Origin of the sequence: Bradyrhizobium sp. CCBAU 53415 (assembly GCF_028128735.1) — a bacterium.
Lineage (GTDB): Bacteria > Pseudomonadota > Alphaproteobacteria > Rhizobiales > Xanthobacteraceae > Bradyrhizobium.
In genome coordinates this window covers 148,071-169,628 of the sequence record NZ_LBJF01000001.1, presented here as the reverse complement: position 1 = coordinate 169,628, position 21,558 = coordinate 148,071, and the positions used below count along the sequence as shown (strand labels likewise).

Annotated in this window: 12 protein-coding genes and 2 pseudogenes; 7 read left to right on the top strand and 7 right to left on the bottom strand. The window is 59.7% G+C overall.

Annotated features, from left to right (window positions below; all coding sequences use genetic code 11):
- Positions 1–343 precede the first annotated feature (343 nt).
- Positions 344–1,498, bottom strand: a complete 1,155-nt coding sequence (locus XH87_RS00630; RefSeq protein ID WP_271585774.1) for an 8-amino-7-oxononanoate synthase — start codon at positions 1,496–1,498, stop codon at positions 344–346.
- Positions 1,499–3,418: 1,920 nt separating this feature from the next.
- Entirely contained in the window at positions 3,419–3,598 is a 180-nt protein-coding gene (locus XH87_RS00625; RefSeq protein WP_271585773.1) for a hypothetical protein, read from the bottom strand.
- A 300-nt stretch (positions 3,599–3,898) separates the two neighbouring features.
- Between XH87_RS00625 and XH87_RS00620 the strand changes: the two genes are divergently transcribed.
- The 3 genes from XH87_RS00620 to XH87_RS00610 all read left to right on the top strand — a co-directional run bounded on the left by XH87_RS00620 (position 3,899) and on the right by XH87_RS00610 (position 9,189).
- Positions 3,899–4,891: an acyl-CoA dehydrogenase family protein gene (locus tag XH87_RS00620; RefSeq protein ID WP_271585772.1), complete on the top strand. Its 993-nt coding sequence runs from the start codon at positions 3,899–3,901 to the stop codon at positions 4,889–4,891.
- A gap of 566 nt (positions 4,892–5,457) precedes the next feature.
- Entirely contained in the window at positions 5,458–6,261 is an 804-nt protein-coding gene (locus XH87_RS00615) for a glycoside hydrolase family 12 protein (protein WP_333909160.1), read from the top strand.
- Positions 6,262–8,832: 2,571 nt separating this feature from the next.
- Positions 8,833–9,189, top strand: coding sequence for a hypothetical protein (locus XH87_RS00610; protein WP_271585770.1), 357 nt, complete (start codon positions 8,833–8,835; stop codon positions 9,187–9,189).
- A gap of 768 nt (positions 9,190–9,957) precedes the next feature.
- Here the strand turns inward: XH87_RS00610 and XH87_RS00605 are convergent.
- Positions 9,958–10,626, bottom strand: coding sequence for an FkbM family methyltransferase (locus XH87_RS00605; RefSeq protein WP_271585769.1), 669 nt, complete (start codon positions 10,624–10,626; stop codon positions 9,958–9,960).
- Between the two features lie 1,134 nt (positions 10,627–11,760).
- Between XH87_RS00605 and groES the strand changes: the two genes are divergently transcribed.
- The gene (gene groES, locus XH87_RS00600) at positions 11,761–12,075 is read left to right on the top strand and encodes a co-chaperone GroES (RefSeq protein ID WP_271585768.1); all 315 of its coding nucleotides are present in this window, start codon (positions 11,761–11,763) and stop codon (positions 12,073–12,075) included.
- A gap of 85 nt (positions 12,076–12,160) precedes the next feature.
- Positions 12,161–13,832: pseudogene (groL, locus tag XH87_RS00595) on the top strand (chaperonin GroEL).
- A 693-nt stretch (positions 13,833–14,525) separates the two neighbouring features.
- Here the strand turns inward: groL and XH87_RS00590 are convergent.
- A pseudogene (locus XH87_RS00590) lies at positions 14,526–14,883 on the bottom strand (integrase core domain-containing protein); the annotation flags it as partial.
- Between the two features lie 167 nt (positions 14,884–15,050).
- Here XH87_RS00590 and arfA point away from each other — a divergent pair.
- Positions 15,051–16,592 (top strand): arabinosylfuranosidase ArfA, encoded by a 1,542-nt coding sequence (arfA, locus tag XH87_RS00585; RefSeq protein WP_271585767.1) that lies wholly within the window; start codon positions 15,051–15,053, stop codon positions 16,590–16,592.
- Between the two features lie 399 nt (positions 16,593–16,991).
- Complete coding sequence (locus tag XH87_RS00580; protein WP_271585766.1) at positions 16,992–17,291, top strand: hypothetical protein; 300 nt, start codon at positions 16,992–16,994, stop codon at positions 17,289–17,291.
- 798 nt (positions 17,292–18,089) lie between these two features.
- On the opposite strand, the gene XH87_RS00575 is transcribed toward XH87_RS00580, so the two are convergent.
- The 3 genes from XH87_RS00575 to XH87_RS00565 all read right to left on the bottom strand — a co-directional run bounded on the left by XH87_RS00575 (position 18,090) and on the right by XH87_RS00565 (position 21,383).
- Complete coding sequence (locus XH87_RS00575) at positions 18,090–18,362, bottom strand: hypothetical protein (protein WP_271585765.1); 273 nt, start codon at positions 18,360–18,362, stop codon at positions 18,090–18,092.
- Between the two features lie 331 nt (positions 18,363–18,693).
- On the bottom strand, positions 18,694–20,067 hold the full coding sequence (locus XH87_RS00570) for a M16 family metallopeptidase (RefSeq protein WP_271585764.1): 1,374 nt from the start codon (positions 20,065–20,067) through the stop codon (positions 18,694–18,696).
- The gene (locus XH87_RS00565; RefSeq protein ID WP_271585763.1) at positions 20,064–21,383 is read right to left on the bottom strand and encodes a M16 family metallopeptidase; all 1,320 of its coding nucleotides are present in this window, start codon (positions 21,381–21,383) and stop codon (positions 20,064–20,066) included. The genes XH87_RS00570 and XH87_RS00565 overlap by 4 nt, the downstream gene beginning before the upstream one ends.
- Between the last annotated feature and the right edge of the window lie 175 nt (positions 21,384–21,558).

The following is a 21,558-nucleotide window of genomic DNA, read 5'->3' as shown; positions in this document are numbered from 1 at the left end:
GGGGAGACAGCAGTATCGGAGAAGCAGCCTCGTTCACATCTGTCTTGGACCTGTACCTTGGATCAGCATGAACAGAAACTTGTCGCGCGTACGACAATTGCGACCACCGGTTCGAACGGAGAACAATCTTTGTGCCCTCTCCGGGGTTCGTCAGGCCTGGCGGTCAACTATCCACGAACGCCTTGACGTGCCATCCAAAGAGCGTTCCTCGCTCTGCGCAGGTCGGGCTTGTGATTTGGATTTCAGAACTGCGCATCCACGGAGCATGTTTGCGCGCGGGCGCGCACCTTTGAAGATCGTTTTGCCGATGCGGACATCAGCCTCATGATCACCGCTAGCGCCCTCATAGCACGTCGCCCCAAGTCTCTTCGACCAGCGCATCAATCATATCGGATACATCAACTCGCTCGACGTTAAGCGTCAGCGAGATCCGCAACCTTGCCGTTCCCACAGGCACTGTCGGCGGCCGTATCCCGCGGATATCAAAGCCGCGCGCCTGCAGTGCAGAGGCGAGCCGCATCGCGCGGGCGTTATCGCCCACGACGTAAGGAATGATCTGAGAGTTCGAAGGGCTCGGGCGCCCGCACACAACGAGCTGACGATGTGTAAAGTCGACCAGATCGATCAGGCGTTGCTGTCGCTCAGGCTCCTCCTGCAGGATCAAGAGTGCTTCTCGCACCGCGACAGCCATAAGGGGGGATGGCGCGGTGGCGAAAATGAATGGACGGCACCGATTGACCATGAAGTCGCGTAATACGCCGGAAGCAGTGACAAGCGCGCCCGCCGCGCCCAGCGCCTTTCCGCAGGTGTGGACCACCACCAGATCTTCGCGCCCCTCGTAAGAAGCGGTCAGCCCCCGTCCCTGCTCACCGTAAACGCCTGTGGCATGAGCCTCGTCCACGATCAGGAAAGCCTCGTAGCGCTCGGCGATTGCGACCAGATCTTTAAGCGGCGCGAAGTCACCATCCATACTGTAGAGGCTCTCCACCACGATCCAGATGCGCCCCATTCCGCCGTTGGCGCGCCAGTCGCCAATGGTATCTTCAACTGACTGTAGATCATTATGGGCGCTTATCCGAAACTCGGCTCGGCCCGCTCGCGCCGCTTCATGAATGCTGGCGTGCACGAGCGAATCCAGAACGAGCAGATCGCCCCGCTGCGGCAGCGTCGTCAGAACTGCAAAGTTTGCGATATAACCGCCGCCAAAGAACAGCGCTGCCTCCGATCTGAAGAACTGCGCCGCCTCGGCTTCGAGAGCTTCGTGCTCCTCACAATTGCCGCGCAGCAGCCGTGACCCACCAGCTCCGATCGGCGTGCCGGCCTCAAGCGCGGTGAACAGAGCTTTCTTCATACGCGGCGCGCTCGCCAGGGCCAGATAATCGTTCGAAGCAAAATCAGTGCCTGCGCGCGGCTTTAGGCCACGCAGTCGCTCGTCTCCTCTGAGGGCTTCTAGGGCCGCGGCATAGCTGTTAAGCTTGCCTATATAGGCTCGGCACATTGCTCAATCCGCCAAATGCCATCAATCGTGAAGCGACCGTGATGGTTACAAAAAGAAGATGAACGGTCCGCCGTGCATTCTTTCAAGCCGGCCGGACGCAACTGTCTCCCATCAACCGCCACGATGCGCGGCCTTCACGTTTTTTCCTCCCCGAAGGACGCATAACTGCAGCCAGTCCCGCGCCCATTGATTGCCACCATTATTGGCGATTGGAGTGCTTCGATTACGTAGGTGACCCCGCCTCCGTTTCGATTTTGGCAGGTCACGGCGTATGTGTTGATCAACTATCCCACCCCCGCGGCAGCGCGCGATCGAGCCTTCGTCGCACAAACTTTCTTGTATCACTGGCGCGCCACGTATTTGCAGGAAGATCGAACGCGCGCTGGCCAAAAAAAGCCGAGCGCCGCCGGTGCCATCCGTCATGTACCGCCGTCTGGCGAACAAGTCCCCTGCTCGGGTACATGTCGCGAGCAAGCGCACTGCGATCGCGCAATGCCGACAATCGGCTCGTGCTTGACGTCATTCCATAGGATATACGGTCAGGCAGAATGAGCATACCGAGGCCTCCCTCGACTTGCTCGTCCATGCCGGTGATGCCGCTGCATCACCTTGATGCCAGCTCCACGCGGAGACACCTGCGCCCCCAATCCTTTCCACCTAAGGGCCTTTCCGAAGGCCCGCCGAAAGAAGGAACCGTTGCGGCGCGGACGATTCCGCGCAGCATGGTTATTTGGCAGATTGCGCTTCGCCATGCGCGTGCAACCTCCGTACTGACCGGACAAATGCACACTCTCTCAGCGAGAGTGATCTGATCGCATCATAAGCGCACGGTGCGTACCGGAGCTGGCGTGAGAAGATTTCCAGTTTCGGCGTGCCGAACCACCGCCCCCCTTGCCGCGCATCACCGCGGCCGCACTGCGATGCGGCCAATCTCACGATAGTTATCTGACAGATTTGCGACACCAGCTTCGCATTCATGCTTCGTTGCATCGTCTCGTTCGCCGCCAAAGATGCGGCTCACATCATGAGATGGTCGATGGTGTGACTGTTCTCACTACAATCCCGCATGCGCGCCCATCGAGTTTGCACGCAAGAGCAAGACCGACGACTCCGACAATCTATTTGAGGTTCAACGAGACGGAACTCGCAGAGCCATAATCTGTACCAGCAGGCTGTCAGGCTCCTAAGGCCGCTCTGGGATCTACGGTTCGCGGCCGACGCAATGTATCCACGAAGGTGCGGTTCGGTGCGACAGGAGGAATGATCCAAGTAGCAGGCGCACCGCGCCTACGGGCGTACCGGCAATCGATGCCAACGGCTTCCGGAATCAAAGACTTCCAAACCCCTTTGGAGCAGCTCGCCCATTTTTACTGGATAACAGGGCGCTAGGTTCAGAACGTGCGATGCCTGACCCACGGCGACGCTCGATAGTCCGCGCGCATCTGTCCATTTCGTACAATATTTGCGCTATTTGCACCGGCGCACCCGGCCATGGAGCCAGATCAGGTCGTGTTGCGCTTATGCAGCCTGACGTCCGCTTCTAACCGACAGCTCACCCACAGTCGCGACAGTTGTTGGTCATGTCAGGAGATCGGAGCGGGCCTGACACTGCGGCAGGTAAGCCGAGCCCGACTGGTCCGCGGTCGAGGTCCACTTCAGTCGTCCGCTCCCGCCGTGTCCGGTTGATGACGTGTTGTGCCTGGAAACAGACATGCAGGTGCGAGCATCCTGCTGGCGCGGCACGGGCCACGTGATCTCGCTCGATTCAGACAAGGCCGGCAGACCATGTTTGATGGCACGTCAATTGCTGGGGGAGATGGAAAAGGAGCCGCAGGCTTGGCGACCTAGCGGTCAACGTGGTCCAGCCCCAACTGTGACGGATCGTCCGCTGGAGAACACATGACAAGACATGCGCTGCCGTCAACCGTCGGAGACATGGTGCAGCAGAGGCGGATCGATCTCGTCGCCGCATATCGTCTGCCTTGCCGGTTCAGCCTCGATGACAGCATCGACAGCCACAGTCAGCCTTCCCCGCCTCAAAACCTTTTCCTTCCAATCTGTCGGGATGCGGTTTGGAGTGGCAACCGCCTGCAATCTCATCAGAGCAACTCCGATGGTTTCGACAATCCCTCCGGCTGGGTATCAATCCGGCCGGCTTCACCATGCGCGCGCAATCCATATCAATGACGCGCGGCGTCGATCGGCTCAAGACACCGAGGACAGTTTATGAACGCTCCGCCAGAGAAGATCACTCCAGAAACCGACGCTACGGCTGCGACCTGGGACAATCTGTCGCCGCTGCTGGTCAAGATCCGCGCGCGCCGAGACGAGTTCGCCCGCGCGCAGAAGATTCCAGACGAGATCATCGAGGGCTTCAAGCGCGTTGGCGTCTATCGGGCTATGGCCGCCAGGCGATTCGGCGGCGAGGAGCGGACGCCGGCCGATTTTTGTCGCCTGATCGAGCGCATTTCCGAAGCCGACGGCTCCGCCGGTTGGGTCGCTAGCTTCGGCGATGGGGCTCGCTACCTTGCTGCTCTTCCGGACGAGACCCTTCGCAAGGTATACGCGAATGGACCTGACGTGGTGTTGGCGGGTGCGCTTTTCCCGCTCCAGCCCGCCAGGCGAAGCACCGACGGGTTTGTCGTGAACGGCGTGTGGCCATTCGCCAGCGGCTCACCGGGCGCGGATCTGATAGGCGTTGGCATCACTGTGGAGGACGATCCGACCGGTGGCCTTGCGCGCGTAGCCGTAATGCCTGCCGAGAAGGTAACAATCCGCCCCAATTGGGACGTCATCGGCCTGCAAGGCACCGGCAGCCACGACGTCGTTGTCAACGATGTCATTGTGCCGGAGGAATGGACCTTGATCCGGGGCGGTCCGCCGACACTCGACGGGCCGGTTTATCGTTATCCGTCCGTGACTTTCGCTGCGCAGGCGCATGCGATTGTCGGCATCGGTATTGCGCGCTCCGCGCTAGACGAGGTGATCGCCATGGCCGGAAGCCACGCCTCGATCACTGGCGCGCCCGTGATGGCAGAGCGCGGCTATATCCAGCTGGAGATGGCCAAAGCTGAAGCCATGCTGCGTTCCGCCCGTTCTTTCTTCTATGATGCGACCGAGGAGCTGTGGAAGGAAGCGCTCAAGGGGGCAGTAAACTCGAGCACGGCGACGCTGATGCGGCTCGCCGCGACGAACGCTGCGCGGCAGAGCGCTGAGGTCTGCAAGATTGCAAGCGGTCTCGCTGGATCTGGGTCGCTCTCTACCACCAGCAATTTGGCGCGCGCCATGTGCGACAGCTTCGTGGTTGCCCAGCACGCAGCCTTAAACGAGGGAACGCTCCAGAGCGCCGGACGTCTCCTGCTCGGAAGTGCTCCACAGCCGGGCTTTCCATGAAGTCATTCACGAGCAATTCTGCACGCGCCATGCGGTCTACCGCTAGAGGACCTGGCGGCGTGCCAGTCTTGTTTAAAGGACAAGCGAGGCCTCTCATAAGCCTCTATGCCCCTGCCTTGATCATTGTCGTGTCGAGTACGATCCACTTGCATTTCAGCGCAACGGCTTGCGGTTCAACTCTCACGAACCTTCCAAGCCACCGTCGCTGAAGGGAGCAAGCGACGTCGGCCCGGCAGGCCGGTACAGGGACAGACACGCGCTTTTCGACCACCATGGCAGCAAGACGGGAACGTCAATTTGGAACACAGTGACCTATCCGGCGCGATCGTGCCCGAACCTCGCACGTGTTGCTTACTTCGCACTTTGCTGCGCTTACCCCAACACTTTCAAAGAATCATAATCACCGTAGATAGGCACTAGTCAGCTTCTCGAAAGCCAACCCTCCTAGCATTCGAACCTGGTCTCTAGATGCCGATGTCGCCTATGACTGGACTGGTCAGGAACTCGGGGTACCCGCTCGACGGATCGGCAGTAGACGTTGTTCGAATATGAGCAAGGAGAGCATTATGGATTCCAATCGGATAGATGGTGCCGGCTCGCCAGGGTCCCCAACGGGGTACGTCCGCACACAGGAGGACCATAATCTATTTAGGCAGGCTATGAGTGAAGCCGGGCCATCGTCTGCTGCGCCTGCATCGGCAAGGGCTCCGATTTGGCGTTCGAGCGATCCATACGGGACCTTTTCTCGCGATGGCTACTCTTGGAACAACGACGTATGGGGTGCGGGCGCTGGGCCTCAGACGATTTCGGCTTATGCAGTCAACCAGTGGGGCGTGTGGTCGAACCAGCCTAATACTGCTGGGATCAAGAGTTATCCGCACGAGGCCTTCCATATCGGAAAACCGCTGAGATCAATCAACGCTCTGCGCTCGAGCTTCAATCAGGATGTTCCTACTCACGGTGCCTGGGACGTCGCGTACGATATCTGGGACAGCTCAAACCAGCATGAGATAATGCTCTGGACCAATTACACCGGAAATGCGGACGGCAGCGTCAACGTCAAACCAATTTCTTATCATTATCGGCAGGATCCTTCCGGCGCAGCGATCCCGGTCTACACCAACGTCGACGTGGGCGGAGCGACTTGGAACGTTTTTGAAGGCTTTAACGGTCACAAGGTCATCTCACTCCTGCGCACGTCGAAGACCAACAGCGGAACAGTGGACATCAAGGCTATCCTGCAGTGGATCAAGTCGAAGGGCTACTTCGGCGATATAAACGTCGGTAGCGTTCAATACGGCGTCGAGATCACCTCGTCCCCAGGGGGAATGAACTTCAATTTCAAAGACTGGACCGTGAGCTCAAAGTGAAGATCGCGGGCGAAGATGTGATCTGCGCTTTGCCATTGAGAGGCGCCAACCCGCACTTGCCGCCTTTCCGAGCGCGGAGAGACGACCGCGGAGCGAAGCATGAACCCGGCAGCGGAATAACTTTGTCTGGCGGGGTTGGCGTCGTGGGGCGGGTCGGGGGCGGCCTCCGCGCTGCGGATTACAATGGCTTTGGGTCTACCGGCCCTCATCTGTCGACTGATTATTCGATATACGGCCGAACGCGTCACCTGCATTGCGTCTTTCGGCCCTCGGCATTCTCCGCGACATTGCGCAAGACGAGCTCAGAAAGCTGCACAACCAGTTGTTTGAGTCTCACTATTTCTTGCCTGCACCGCGCCAACTCGCGCTCTTCATCTGTCATTATCGATACTTCACAGCGGTTCCCAGCCGCATAATTCATGTTGAACCTCTATCCGAGCAGGTAAGCGCGAACGACGCCTCGCGTATACTCTTGCTCAGGATTGTACCGGCAGACCGGCCTTTTTGCCTTAGTAAACATCGTACGCAGCGATCCGCGATCTCGCCGCCTCCGCTTAGTGTGCCATCCCGGCTACAGATCTGAGCGTCTCGTACAAAAACTCGATTGCCAGACGAAGAGATCGGGTTTGTTCTCTTCGGGCCGGCTCCCGCGCGATAGCCACATTGGAGCTCAATTGCCTTCCTGATCTTGCTCCAAATATTTGAGCGTAGGGACAGCGTATCAAAAACCCGACCTTTCCGAGGTATGATCCAAAGCTTCGTTGGTTTAGTGGTCTGTGTGGAGAACGCCAAATCCAGGCACCAGTACGTGGACGGCGCCTCGATCTTGCCCGTGCTCGCCGACGCGGACTCGTCGTCGTTGTGGGAGTCTGCGAAGAACGCCAGCGCGCTCCAGAAAATCTGCCTCGTCAGGCAATGAGGAGCTCTCGACCACAGGAGAACGGCTATCCATATTGGCCAATACCGCTCTGCATTTCGCTGTGATGGACCAGCCGAATAAGCACGTTCCACAAGCCCATTGCAAAAGATGCTCAGATCGGGCATTCGCGCCGCAAATAGGCTGGTGCTCTCAGACCATTCCTGTCCACTCTTGGCCATAATGACGATCTTGACTTTGAGATCGTCGACGCTGGCCATGCCATTCGGATAGCCAACAAGAAGTTCACAATGATGACCTGAAGATTCATGGTCGCCACTTACAAACCACGTGATCTTCTGGAAAAAACGAACACATATGACATCACACAAGAAATATGATGCGCAATGTGCCTTGAGCGCTCACGCGTATATGCCCATCCAAAAACGGAATGCGATACGCCACGTCGACGGCTGGCGGATCAGTTAGCTGTCTGCGAGAGGTCGGCGGCTTGAATTTTATGCGGATCCGCTCGAAAGGCCTTGAATCGCACGTAGCGTCACGTTGTACCATTTTGAAGTAGCTGACGAGGATGCCCGGCAAGCGGACCGGCCCGCTGTTTGCTGCTGACATCGGTGAGACGATGATACCAATGCGGTCGTGCGTACAGCAGAAGGCGACGCAGGTGCACCAATCCCGGCCTGGGATCGCGCGAAGGAGCTCCGAGTGCTCGCATGCGAACAACAAGGTACTTCTTCTCAGCCCCAGGGGATGCTGGGTCGCTGCGCTCTTCGGGCGGCACTTTGATGCCGTGCGAACAGCGACGGATCATCACTGTCGGCGCCGCTCATTTTATCATCACGACTTCGACGATCCTCAGGACAACGGACAATACGTCCTTCCAGGTTTGTGCCAGCCGGTGTTGAGCCGCATTCCGTCAATATCGTTTTGAAAAAGGGAACGATGCGAGATTTCTCCGATCATTGATCATGTCGCAGAATTTGCGGTGACCGTTTTGCCGCAAATAACCGTCGACAGCTCTCCCTCTGTCGACGACTGACTTCGGCCCGGCCATCGAAATGAGGCCGGGCTTTTTTTGCCACCGATGAACGACAGTTTGGAGTGTCCTGGCCCGCGGTGTCCAATGATCGCGAAGGGTCAGGGGAACAGAGACAAACGTAAGCGATTGATTGGAGGATAGTTCGTCACAGCTGAAAGCGATTGATCCGATCCTAGCGCCCGAGCTGCTCTGGCTGCTCGCCTCTATGGGCCGTGGCGGCGACCTCGTGGCCGTCGACGCCAACCACGCGGCCACCCGTATCGCCGCCACGCCGCTCGGAGCGCCTGATGCAGCTGCCGGGCATGCGTTATGGAAAGGACCGTCCGCGCTATCCTAACGCTCTATCCGCTCGACGATCTCGTCGATCCGTGCGCGTGATGATGCCGGTCGACGATCCCGACCGTGTGCCCAGACGCAGCGCACGGTGATATCGAGCGCTCGGTCGGCCGTCCCATCAGTCCCGGCAAGCTCTCGCGTCCGGATTTTCTCGCGCTAGGGCTTCGGCGTCGTGCAGGTGGATGACAGCAGGGGATATGCGTGCTTTCTGATCAGGAAGGGCGTGACCAGCTAACAGAAAAATTCTGCGCAAGATTGCGCAGAACTCTGCGCCCAAATTTGAATGGCCTCCACGCAATCGACCGACTATTGTCGATCCATGTCTCGCCTTGTGTGTCTAACTGCTACTATCATCCTGCTGTTGCCGGTCGTCGCGAACGCTGCGCCAATTCAAAAGCGGCCCAAGCCGGTCTGGCAAGGTTACGGCTTCCTGCCCGGCTATCGCCAGCCGCTGAGCAACAGCATTCCGCTCTACAAGCAGAAGGACGCGATGCGCCGGCTCTCGCGCGCCGACCGGCGCCACTGGTATATTGACCCAGTTCCTCAGTATTACGGTTGGGATGGCGAGTGGCACTATTTCGGCCAGCCCGGCTTCCGCAGCGGCCGCTACAATGGCGGCAGTTTCGGGCCGTGCTGGACGCGGACGCCGATCGGGCCGATCTGGAATTGCGGGTGATCGGGCGACGCGGCTAGGAAAAACTTCGCGCCATTGCGCCGAGATTACGTCGAGGCGTTTACTGACGTCCTCGCCGATCTTCGTCATCGCGCCGCAGTCGCACGGGCAGAGCGAGCTCGCAGATTCGATGATCAGCTCCGCCTGCGGCAAATGAGCAGGCAAGTAACCGCGATTGCGATGGCGATCTTGATCCGATCCGGCGCGAGATCGGCCGCTGATGGTCGCCGCCGCCTTCTCCTGCGCTGCTCCAGGACGCCTTGCGGGACAATCGGCTGCTGCAGTTATGCTGGACGCCTCACGGCGATCTTAATCTGGAATGAACACATACTACAGCTCGCCTTCCCCAACAATAGCGACGCCAAGCGCGTGCTGAAATCCGCCCATCTCAAGGAACTACGAGAACTGATACAATTGCTTTGGCATTTGTTCAAAGCAGTGCACCAGTTCCTAGAGGCCAGACCATACAGCAGCCGTTCAGGCGATTCAGCGCTTCGAGCGCCGGCTGGCAGTGTTGATTCAAGCATCTGAAAGGGCTCGGGCTGCTGACCGCGAGGTCGTCGGTCGTGCCGGCTCGCTAAATAAATGATTGCCAGAAACCCACAACCCGCCCGACGCGGACATCGTGCGCGGGGTCTGCAATGGCAACCGGAAACCGGAGCGCCCGTCCGACCACCGATATCCGTTCGAATGATCACCCGTTGTGCAGCTTTGGCGGCATAAGCGCGCTGGTCAGGTTTTCCAGCGATGAATGAGGCGATCGAGTAGCCACTAGAAGCGCGTATTTTTGAGCAATACATCACCCTCCACTGCGCGGGGATAGTGGGCCGCCACTTCGAATGATGGCAACAGGTCAAGAATGGCTTGCAGGGACAACTGCCCTTCGTAGAGCTCGCGGTCGCTATATTCCGTGTAGACAAAGCGCGTGTTGCTCAAGGTCTGCATGCCGCCGGCGATAACATCGGCCTCGGCTCCCTGGACATCCATCCAGATGAAATCGACCGTATTCAGCTTGGCTTCGCTGCACCAGTCGTCCAGCCGCCGCGTTTCAACCGAGACAGGGCGATCGAACCGAACCCAATCATACTCGGTAAGATGATTCTTCGGGCGGCGTATTGAGCCGGAGAGGTCCCATTCCTTCGCATCACCATCTGCATTGCTTGGATGAAAGTCGATCATCCCGTTTCGATCACTGATCGCGATTTCAAGCAGCTTTACCCTATAGAGGGATGGGCCCAGCTTCTTCTTGAAGCGCGCAATCGCTCTAGGGTCCGGCTCAAAGCAGTAGAGCTGAGCTTGCGGGCAGAGGTTGAGAAACTGTTGCGTATCGGTCCCGTCATTGCAGCCGATATCCAGGATGACCGGATTCGGCTTCTGAAGAAGTGAAACAATGTGCTGGTGTACTTCTACTTCTACAGACGACACAGGTGCTTTTTCCATTGGGCGCGGAGATCGGATGAATTCGTCTTTGACGCCGCAATCACACACCAGACGCGCCGGCACAACGTATATCAACGTATATGATTCATATGCCCGTCAGTCCCCCTGATCCATGACAGCTATTTGGATGCCATCAACATCAAAAGGGAAGCCGGTCGGACCGACAGGCGCAGCGACTGCCCTGTAAATGCAAATTCCCAACCCAGCGTCGGCAGACGCGCCCTCTGTGAGCTAGATCGTCCTGCGGTTGTTTTTCGGGCGACTGAAAGATCGGCTTCGCTCGAATGTCACCCGTCGGCTATTCTCCCTGCAGCGTGCCGGGCAGAGTGATCTCTCGTGCGCAGCGATAGCCAATCACCTCCACAGTTGCGGAAATGTGCGCTGCCGACTGCCGCTCGCCATCTCAGATTCGTTGACGCAATTTGTGAGCAGCTCCGGGCGATTCCTTCCTCGCAATCATCTGTTCTTCGGAGAAGAGTGTACGCGGTCAAAGCCCCGGCGCGCGGGTTGCTGCGCGCAAGCAAGCCTCCGCGGCGATCGTCGCAGATCTCTTCGATCACTATCGGTCTACGAACGATCGGGGTAAATTCAACAGGTTTTGAGCGACCGTACCACGGCTGGACATCGACAATTCGATACAATTCGATGATGGCCTCTCTTGGAGCACGCCGACTCTTACAGAAAACATCGCCTGAGTTTTCAAGATAGTTGGCATATTGTTATCATACGGGACTACGTCAGGTTTCATCGAGCGCCGCTCTTTGATGAGACTTGTGCATCGCACGCTTCGCTGGCGTGAGCTGCTAGATGCTGCCGTCGGACGAAGCAACCATGTGCAGCACGGCTGCCGTCCTCGAAAGACGCGCTTGGATCGGTGTAACGGCCGTCCGTGCAATGTCGAGGAACGCTGGGCTCAATCCGGGTGTTTCGACGAGGCAATGTCATTTTCGCAACAGCTTGGCGGGCTGTGTACCTGAGGGCGTTTGCTTCCGGACAAAGACACGCGCAGGACAGGCAGCGATTCAGCAGAACTGCAGGCATGGATCGTTCAGCTCATTTGGCCTGACTCTTGCTATAATTGGGCTGGTCACAATGTGCCTATCTCCAACTTGTTCAAACGCTCAGGAGACCTGTATGAATTTCCGTCCGCTTCACGACCGCGTCGTGGTCAAGCGCATCGAGGCCGAAGAGAAGACCGCTGGTGGCATCATCATTCCAGACACTGCCAAAGAAAAGCCCTCGCAGGGCGAAGTCATTGCAGTTGGCCCGGGCGGCCGCGATGAGACGGGCAAGCTGATTCCGATCGACATTGAGGTCGGCGACCGCGTGCTGTTCGGCAAGTGGTCCGGCACCGAGGTCAAGATCGACGGGCAGGACCTGTTGATCATGAAGGAGAGCGACATCATGGGCGTTCTCACCGATGTGTTTTCCAAGAAGAAAGCCGCCTAACCCAGCGCTCGCGCAGCTCACCCCCTGCCGAGCGGCCCACCGGGCGCGCTGAAGGATGAGAAAATAAGAACTGAGGGAATTCTTTATGACAGCCAAAGAAGTCAAATTCGGAGTAGACGCGCGGGACCGCATGCTGCGCGGTGTCGACATTCTCGCCAATGCCGTGCAGGTCACGCTCGGTCCGAAGGGCCGCAACGTTGTGCTCGACAAGTCGTTTGGCGCACCTCGTATCACCAAGGACGGCGTTGCCGTCGCCAAGGACATCGAACTCGACGACAAGTTCGAGAACATGGGCGCCCAGATGGTGCGCGAAGTGGCTTCGAAGGCGGCGGATGCTGCCGGCGACGGCACCACCACCGCGACAGTGCTGGCCGCCGCGATCGTCCGTGAAGGCGCCAAGTCGGTTGCCGCCGGTATGAACCCAATGGACCTGAAGCGGGGGATCGACCTCGCGGTCGAAGCCGTGGTGGCAGACCTCCGGAAGAACTCGAAGAAGGTCACTTCGAATGAGGAGATCGCCCAGGTCGGCACCATTTCGGCCAACGGCGATGCCGAGATCGGCACGTTCCTTGCCGACGCTGTGAAGAAGGTCGGCAACGAGGGTGTCATCACCGTCGAGGAAGCCAAGTCGCTCGAGACCGAGCTCGACGTCGTCGAGGGCATGCAGTTCGACCGCGGCTACATCTCGCCCTACTTCGTCCCCCCCCCCCCCCCCCCCCCCCCCCCCCCCCACCAACGCCGACAAGATGCGCGTTGAGATGGACGACGCCTACATCCTCATCAACGAGAAGAAGCTCTCCTCGCTGAACGAGCTGCTCCCGCTGCTCGAGGCCGTGGTGCAGAGTGGCAAGCCGCTGGTCATCGTCGCCGAGGACGTCGAGGGCGAGGCGCTCGCCACCCTCGTCGTCAACCGCCTCCGCGGCGGCCTGAAAGTCGCGGCCGTCAAGGCGCCAGGCTTCGGCGATCGCCGCAAGGCCATGCTGCAGGACATCGCGATCCTGACCGGCGGCCAGGCGATCTCGGAAGACCTCGGCATCAAGCTCGAGAACGTCACGCTCAACATGCTCGGTCGCGCCAAGAAGGTGATGATCGACAAGGAGAACACCACGATCGTCAACGGCGCCGGCAAGAAGGCCGACATCGACGCGCGCGTGGCCCAGATCAAGGCGCAGATCGAGGAGACCACCTCGGACTACGACCGCGAGAAGCTCCAGGAGCGTCTGGCCAAGCTCGCGGGCGGCGTCGCGGTGATCCGCGTCGGCGGCGCGACCGAGGTCGAGGTGAAGGAGCGCAAGGATCGCGTTGATGACGCGATGCATGCGACCCGCGCGGCTGTCGAGGAAGGCATCCTGCCGGGCGGCGGCGTCGCCCTGCTCCGTGCCTCCGAGCAGCTCAAGGGCCTGCGCACCAAGAACGATGACCAGAAGACCGGCGTCGAGATCGTGCGCAAGGCGCTCTCCTGGCCGGCCCGCCAGATCGCGATCAACGCCGGTGAAGACGGTTCGATCGTGGTCGGCAAAGTCCTCGACAACGAGCAGTACTCTTATGGCTTCGATGCACAGACAGGCGAGTACAGCAACCTGGTCTCCAAGGGCATCATTGACCCGACCAAGGTTGTGCGCATCGCGGTCCAGAACGCCTCCTCGGTGGCGGCGCTGCTGATCACGACGGAAGCGATGGTTGCCGAGCTGCCGAAGAAGGCCGCGGCTGGTCCAGCAATGCCTCCGGGCGCCGGTATGGGCGGTATGGACTTCTGATCCACCCTCTCAAAGTGTCGATGAAATGCAAAACCCTGGCAGGAATGCCAGGGTTTTTTGCTTCAGGATGCAGCGTAGCATTGCACGCCGCCCCAAAGGCCTACCCCGTCGGCCTATCCATATGAGCGGCGGTAGAGCCCAGGCCTAATTTGCTTGTGACTCTTCTTCGGCGGCGACAGGGCCTCGGCCAAGGTAAAACGGGTTCAACACTGCGATGGACCGGGCCTGTCGCTATTTGAATCTCACGAAGCTGCCTCTGCTCATCCGAGTGTTCGAACCCTTCGTCTGGGGCATATCCGGTGCCGCCCTACCCGCTTTCGGCCTTCTTGCCTACTTTCCTGTCCTGACGCGTAGTCCCAAATGCCCAAACGCCCCTTCCTGGAGTTTCGCACTTACATCTCGTGGCCACTTGTTCGAAACGCTCAGCGAGAATGCTCATTGTCAAAAACCACAAGGTATCCTGCGGAAGTGCCATGATTAATGTACGCTTAATTTTGTTCTCGCGGACGGGCTCCGCTTCGCCTACGGGCCCCTCAACTCCGCCGCAGCGTCCTACCATGGATATCTGTTTTAGAGAGCGTGTGTGTCAGCAGGTTGTACAATTGATGCTGTTGAGCATACGGCCAGGCAGATCACGGGGAACGACTCTTGAGGATGCAGCGACACCGGTTTGGACCGCCTAGGAATGGAGTTTTACGACTCTGAACACGGTGGAGGGCTGGTTACGCTGACGTGGTTTTGCGGCAAAATCGGCGGTCTGTTGCCGATTGCCGCCCCGGGGGCGTTCTTCGTTGTAGTATTTGCGCCAAGTCTCCACCTTTCCTGGGCGTCTGCAGGGCTGAGGAAGCAATCGGTGTTGAGGCATTCGGCCCGCAAGCGAGCGTCGAACACCTCGATGAACGCATCGGCGTTTGGCTTGCCGGGTTGCGAGAAGTCCAGTGTGACGCCGCGCTGGTTAGGCCGCAGGCCAAGATTTGCGCGACACGAACTCGCTGCCCTGATCGACCCGGATCGTCGGCGGGGATCCCGCTTCCTTGCAGGCCCTTTCCAGTCGACGACGTCGCTGCCGCGGAAGGCTCGCGCTCCGCAAATCACTCAATAGATGCGGATCGGCTTCATAGAGCTCTCTCCGTGCAAACGGCACGAATCTTGATTTGTTTCTCGCACAGCAGCAGCCACCTCGTAACTGTCATCAGCCCCAGGCCACCCGAGAAGGACATGAGGAAAGCCAAAGTTCTGATCGACCGCGACTTCACCATTGGTTACACCGACCCTCGTCTTTTTGGTGCTTTCATCGAACATCTGGGCCGATGCGTCTATGGCGGCATCTACGAACCCAGCCATCGGACCGCAGACGCGAGGGGTTTTCGGAAGGACGTGCTGGCGCTGGTGAAGGAGCTCGGCCCGACCCTCGTTCGATATCCTGGGGGCAATTTTGTCTCCGGATACAATTGGGAAGACGGCGTTGGGCCACCGGAGAGGAGGCCGGCGCGCCTCGACTTGGCCTGGTTCAGCACCGAGCCGAACAGCTTCGGCACCAATGAATTCATGGACTGGTGCAGGGCCGCCGATATCGCGCCGATGATGGCAGTCAATCTGGGGACCCGCGGCGGCGATGCCGCTCGCAATCTGGTCGAATACTGCAACCATCCCGGGGGAACTGCGTGGTCGGAGCTCCGCCGCAAGCACGGCTGGCAGACGCCCCATGGGATCAAGCTGTGGTGCCTCGGCAATGAGATGGACGGGCCCTGGCAGATAGAGCAAAAGAGCGCCGCCGCCTACGGGGCAGTTGCAAGAGAGGCGGCCAAGATGATGCGGCGGGTGGACCCTACCATCGAGCTTGCGGTGTGCGGTTCATCGTTGCGCAACATGCCTAGTTTTGGCCAATGGGAAGAAACGGTCCTCGAACACACCTTCGATTACGTCGACTACATTTCAATCCATACTTATCTCGAGAATTACAGTCAGGACACCGCATCGTTTCTCGCGAGCACCGACCTGATGGACAGCTTCATCGAGGAGGTCGTCGTGCTAGCTGATGCGGTTGCGGCCAAGCGGCGCTCCAAAAAACGTCTTATGCTGAGCTTCGACGAATGGAACGTCTGGTATCGAACGCGCAACGAGGTTGCCCCGGTGGTGGACCGCTGGCCAGTGGCACCACCCATCCTTGAGCAAAGCTATACGATGGAGGACGCGCTCGCCTTCGGCGGCGCCTGCATTTCCCTGCTGAATCACGCCGATCGGGTGAGAATTGCCTGCCTGGCCCAACTCGTGAACGTTATCGCGCCGATCATGACCAAGACAGGCGGAGGTGCGTGGCGCCAAACCATCTTCTTTCCTTTTGCGCATATGAGTCGCTTTGGTCGCGGCATGATTTTGCGCGCGCAAGTCGAGACGGAGGCCTACTATGCGTCGTACAACAATCCTGACGGTAGACCGGCCGAGACCTTTCCAGTGCCTGACGTGCCGTATCTCAAGATAGCGGCCGTCGCCGAACAAGGGGGCGGCTTGTCGCTCTTTCTGATCAATCGTGATCTGAAGCAGGAGATGGAGGTGAGCGTCGAGGCCAGAAGCTTTGGTCCCCTGACAGTTCGCGAGCGGCTCGAGCTCCGGCACGATGATCTGATGGCAACAAATACCGAGAATACGCCGGACAAGGTCAAGCCAGCGCCCTTGCAAAGCGTGGCCTTTGACCGCGGGAGGTTGCAAGCGAGGCTCAAGCCGGCGTCATGGAATGTGATCTACCTGGATGCAGACTGAGAAGATGAAGGGGCCCGCGAAGGCAGTGTCAAAGGATCAATCACCATCGCGGCTTAGGTTCTTTCTTGAGCATGATTTCTTCGAAACCTAGCCAAGCTTCCTTTTGTCCGCCGCCATAGAAAAGACGAGCCTCTTGGATTGATCCGAAGGCGAGACTAAGGGCTCAGCAAAGCACCGCTACGTCGCCCAACCGCACGTTGCCGTGCGCGTTGCGTGTCGCCGCATATGCGGTTGGCATTTCCGCGAAATTGCCCCGAAATCCCTACACGATGACCACACGAAGCAGATTGATGCACCCCGCGCCATTTGCACCATCTTATGCGATGCGAACGGTCCGGTGCATGCGAATGGCGGGAAGTCACCGAATCGTCTCATCGCGAAGCAATCCAGGAGATTTGGATGAACTTAGTGAAAACCTCTGCCATCGCGTGCGTTCTTTCGGCCTTGCTTGTCGGCCCTGTCCTCGCGCAAGCACTTCGTTCCGAGTCCACGAAGCCCCACAGCGACTTGCAAGGCAAGAAAACACAGGGAACCAAGATCGGTGATGAGGTTTTGAGCGCGCACCCCGGCTCCGTGGGCGGAAAGGTGGGCATAAAATCAACCAAAGGGACTAAGGGTACGACCGGCACCACCGGCACGGCCCCGTCCAAAGCGATTATTGACGATTCGGCAAATAGCGGCAGCGCCGACAGCGACTGAAGCCAGCGCGTACGCCCCACAAAGCTCTGGTTGGCAACTGTGGCTGAAGGTTTTCTGCCAACAGCGGCCGCGGTGAAAGCGTTAGCATCCGATTCAAATCGTTCGGGATTTGCCAGAGCTGTTTGTGGCGAAAGAGTCCGGCCTCCTTTCGGAGGCCGGACGGAAGTCTGACGCTCGTTCGGCGTTCTCAAGATGACCGTGCTGTCAAAGACTTCTTAACGTCGGCGGCGTCGGGATCGGCCCAATCGCCGCTTTGCAATGTCCAAGCTGCGAGACTGGCTAGCTTTCGGCAATCGTAAGGTCGCCAGATCCACTTGAGGTCTCCGATGCTGGGGTCAATTTCAAAGTGGCGGCGTACCTCGCGCGGGAATCGCGCCGAACAACCCGCGCTTCTGGCCGGAGATGACGGCGCGGCGGGAATTTGCGCGTTATGGCCGCGGGATATCATCGCGACCTATGTGCCAAATAGCTGGTCGCAATCCCTCCGCCGATCGGCACTTTCGAACGCCCGAGCGTGACGACGCGGTAGTTCGGAGCAAGATCCTGCGACCTGTAGAAAAGAACGCCACTTTTCAGCGTAATGGGGGCACATGTGCGACGGAAAAACCCTGGCACCACGAGAGCTTGAGAACTTTAACTGTTCGGAATGAGCCGATTGGAGAGGTCCGCAAGTCCAGGGCCAGCTTATCAATGACCGAAGTGGCGGAAAACTCTCGGCCCACAGGTTTGCCCTCGAGCACTGCTTGAGCTGCATAACTAAAGCGGCCTCCGGGCTCGTGAAAGGTTCAACGAGCTGTTCTAAGCTTTGGTGATCGGCTTGATCCGGCGCAGCAGCGAATTGGCATATTCCTCGCGCTCGCGCATGAAGCGCTCTTGGTGCGCTTTGAACCTCTCGACCCGCTTCCTAATTTGATCGCGTTCGCCGCCACCATAGTCGGGCAGGCTGACGCCATCCCGGTCAACGACTTCTTTCAGTTGAGGCCGGCGCTGCCCGATCTCCACCTTTAGCGATCCGGCGAGCGCCATCGCTTCAGCGACGAACGCATCGAGTTCGCTCTTCCAATCACGCATTGACGCTCTCCCGCGCAGTACGGCGCGCTACGCGAGCCGCGACATGGCCCGGACGCTGGTCGCTACAAAGGGCAGCCCCAATCCTCATTTGCTTGTCCTTGAAGGAGGCGCCGACGATACTGCCGGCGGGCCTCGGGGTTCGAATTGTGAAGAAATGCAGTCCAGCCCCGTGCCAGCGATCCTCTAGAGCCACAATGCATCGTCTCCTTGTTTTGCCGTTGAGAACGCTACGCGGCCCGATGCGGTTTCCGCTGCGCCGCGAAGCGCCACATATCATACAGATGAGAGGTGCCGACCTCGAGTTATGGAGCTCTGCTGGCAATGAGGCACTTCAGTCCGACTTCGGCGCGGTCGGTGCGGCGGGCTGCGCGGCCGCCTGGGGCGCCCGGCCAACGACCACGGTCAGGAGCCCTTGGCCCCACAGGCGCTTGGCGGCCGCCTTCGCATCGTCCAGCGTCACCGCATCGACGATCGCGTTGCGCTTCTCGATATAGTCGATCGGCAGCTTGTCCTGCTGATACTGCAGCAGTGCTTGCGCGAGCTTGGAGGAGGTGTCGAGCGCCAGCATCTGCGAGCCCTTGAGGTAGGACTTGGCCTCGTCGAGCTCCTTCTGCGTCGGCCCCGCCTCGGCGATGCGGCGCACCTCCTTCTCGATGGCGTCGATGGTGTCGCCGGCGCGGTCGGCGCGGGTGCCGGTATTGCCGATGAACAGCGCCGAGTGCTCCATCCACAGCAGCGATTCGAACACCGAATAGGCGAGACCGCGCTTCTCGCGGACCTCGCGATAGAGCCGCGAGGACAATCCGCCGCCGCCCAGGATGTGATTGACGACATAGGCCGCCATGAAGTTCGGATCGTTGCGCTTGAAGCCGGGACCGCCAAAGGTGATCACGGTTTGCGGCACGTCGAGCTGCACGAAGGCGCGCTGTGGCGGCTTTGCGGCTTCGATGTCGGGGACCGGTGTAAGGCTGGCCTTGGCGGGCAGGCCGCCGAAAGTGTGGTCGAGCAGCTTGCCCAGGGTGGCAGGATCGACGTCGCCGACGACCGCGACCTTCAGTGTGTCCTTGGCGAGCACGCGGCCGACATAATCCTTCAGGTCCGCGATGGTGATTGTCGGCACGCTGTCCAGCGTGCCGTTGGTCTGCCGCCCGTAGGGATGATCGCCAAAGGCGGTCTCCAGGAACTTGCGGCTTGCCAGCGAGGTCGGATTGGTGCTCTCGCGGCGCAGCCCCGAAATGACCTGCGAGCGGATGCGCTCGACGTCGGCGCTGTCGAAATGCGGCGAGGTCAATGCCATCCGAAGCAGATCGAAGGCTTCGTCCTTGTTGTCGCGCAGCATGCGCAGGCTGCCGCGGAAGGTGTCGCGGTTGGCGCTGAAGCTGAGCTCGATGGCGCGGCGGTCCAGGCGTTCGTGGAAGGTCTTGGAGTCGAGATCGCCGGAGCCTTCGTCGAGGAGATCGCCGACCAGATTGGCGACGCCCGCCTTGTCCTTGGGATCCTGGGACGAGCCCCCCGCAAACGAATATTCCATGGCGATCAGCGGCACCGTCGCGTCCTGGACGAACCAGGCCTCGATGCCGCCCGGCGAGACGAGATGCTGGATCTTTGCGGCCGCCTCGGACGGTGAAACCGCGGCCAGCACCAGCGCAGCGCCGGTGACGAAGGACAGGGCGATCTGTCGAGCGGCAAGGAAGGGATGTGTCACGAACGCTTCTCCTCGCGCTTGGCGGCAGCGGTGTCCTTGATCAGATAGCCGGTCACCGAGCGCTTCTTCTCGAGCCACTTCTGTGCGGCGGCGCGAACCTGCTCGGCGGTGACGGCGCGGATGCGGTCCGGCCAGCTACGGATGTCTTCGATCGACAGGCCCGTGGTCAGCGCGTCGCCATACCAGTGCGCCAGCTCGGCCTGGTTGTCCTGGGCGTAGATCGCTTCGGCAATGAGCTGGGTCTTGACCCGCTCGAGGTCCTCGGCGCGGATCGGGTTCCGCACGATATCGGCGATGACGCCGTCGACCACCTGCTCGACCTCGGCGAAGCTGACGCCGGATTTCGGCGCGGCCGAGATCGTGAACTGCGTCGGATCGAGCGAGGTGCTCGAATAGCTGGCGCTGGCGGAAACCGCGAGCGACCGATCGACGACGAGCGCGCGATAGAGATAGGAGTTGTTGCCGCTGCCCATCAACCGCGCGAGCACATCGAGGGCCGCACTCTCGCCAGCCGCTGCCGTCGTCGCCGAGGGCACCAGATAGTAGCGCCGCACGGTGGGCTGCTCGACGCGCGGATCCGACAGCGTAACGGTGCGCGGAGCGGCCGGCTCCGGCTCCTGCGGACGGATGCGTTGCGCGGGGATCGCCGGCTGTGCCGGGATCGGACCGAAATTGCGCTCGACCAGCGGGCGCACGTCGGCGAGCTCGACGTCGCCGGCGATCACCAGGATCGCGTTGTTCGGCGCATAGAAGCGGCGGTAGAAAGCCAGCGCATCCTCGCGATCCAATTTTTCGATCTCTTGCCACCAACCGACGATCGGCCGTCCATAGGGGTGATTGAGGTACAGTGCCCGCTGAATTTGCTCGCTCAGACGCGCCGCGGGACTGTTGGCAACGCGCATGTTGCGTTCTTCGAGCACGACGTCGCGCTCGGGCAGCACGTTCTCGTCCTTGAGCACGAGCCCGGTCATGCGATCGGCCTCGAACTCCATCATGGTCGGCAACTGTTCGCGCGGCACGTGCTGATAGTAGTTGGTGTAGTCGACTGAGGTTGAGGCGTTCTCGTTGCCTCCGGTGCGATGCACGGTCTTGGAGAATTCGCCGACCGGGTGTTTTTCGGTGCCCTTGAACATCAGGTGCTCGAGGAAATGTGCGAGCCCCGATTTGCCCGGTGTCTCGTCAGCCGAGCCGACCTTGTACCAGATCATCTGCGTCACCACCGGTGTACGATGGTCCGGGATCACAACCACCTGCAGGCCGTTGCCAAGCGTAAAGCTGGAGAGCGGCACGGAGCTCGAAGGAGTCTCGGCTGACATGCCTTGTGTCAAGAAGGCGCAGGTCAGGACCAGCGCTAGAAGGCACGCAACCGATTGAGATGAAGATGTCGGCAGCCTTGACAGCACTCGAACTAGATTTTTCGGAACGAAATCGCGGTGGGACGGGTGGTTGGGCGCGGCATTGTTATCGGCATGGTTCGTCCGTCGCTGAAGC

What these genes read in the sequence shown, in the direction of transcription:
- XH87_RS00630 (WP_271585774.1), bottom strand. Translation starts at nt 1,498, where the DNA reads ATGTGCCGAGCCTATATAGGCAAGCTTAACAGCTATGCCGCGGCCCTA.
- XH87_RS00625 (WP_271585773.1), bottom strand. Translation starts at nt 3,598, where the DNA reads ATGAGATTGCAGGCGGTTGCCACTCCAAACCGCATCCCGACAGATTGG.
- XH87_RS00620 (WP_271585772.1), top strand. Translation starts at nt 3,899, where the DNA reads ATGGCCGCCAGGCGATTCGGCGGCGAGGAGCGGACGCCGGCCGATTTT.
- XH87_RS00615 (WP_333909160.1), top strand. Translation starts at nt 5,458, where the DNA reads ATGGATTCCAATCGGATAGATGGTGCCGGCTCGCCAGGGTCCCCAACG.
- XH87_RS00610 (WP_271585770.1), top strand. Translation starts at nt 8,833, where the DNA reads ATGTCTCGCCTTGTGTGTCTAACTGCTACTATCATCCTGCTGTTGCCG.
- XH87_RS00605 (WP_271585769.1), bottom strand. Translation starts at nt 10,626, where the DNA reads ATGGAAAAAGCACCTGTGTCGTCTGTAGAAGTAGAAGTACACCAGCAC.
- groES (WP_271585768.1), top strand. Translation starts at nt 11,761, where the DNA reads ATGAATTTCCGTCCGCTTCACGACCGCGTCGTGGTCAAGCGCATCGAG.
- arfA (WP_271585767.1), top strand. Translation starts at nt 15,051, where the DNA reads ATGAGGAAAGCCAAAGTTCTGATCGACCGCGACTTCACCATTGGTTAC.
- XH87_RS00580 (WP_271585766.1), top strand. Translation starts at nt 16,992, where the DNA reads ATGAACTTAGTGAAAACCTCTGCCATCGCGTGCGTTCTTTCGGCCTTG.
- XH87_RS00575 (WP_271585765.1), bottom strand. Translation starts at nt 18,362, where the DNA reads ATGCGTGATTGGAAGAGCGAACTCGATGCGTTCGTCGCTGAAGCGATG.
- XH87_RS00565 (WP_271585763.1), bottom strand. Translation starts at nt 21,383, where the DNA reads ATGTCAGCCGAGACTCCTTCGAGCTCCGTGCCGCTCTCCAGCTTTACG.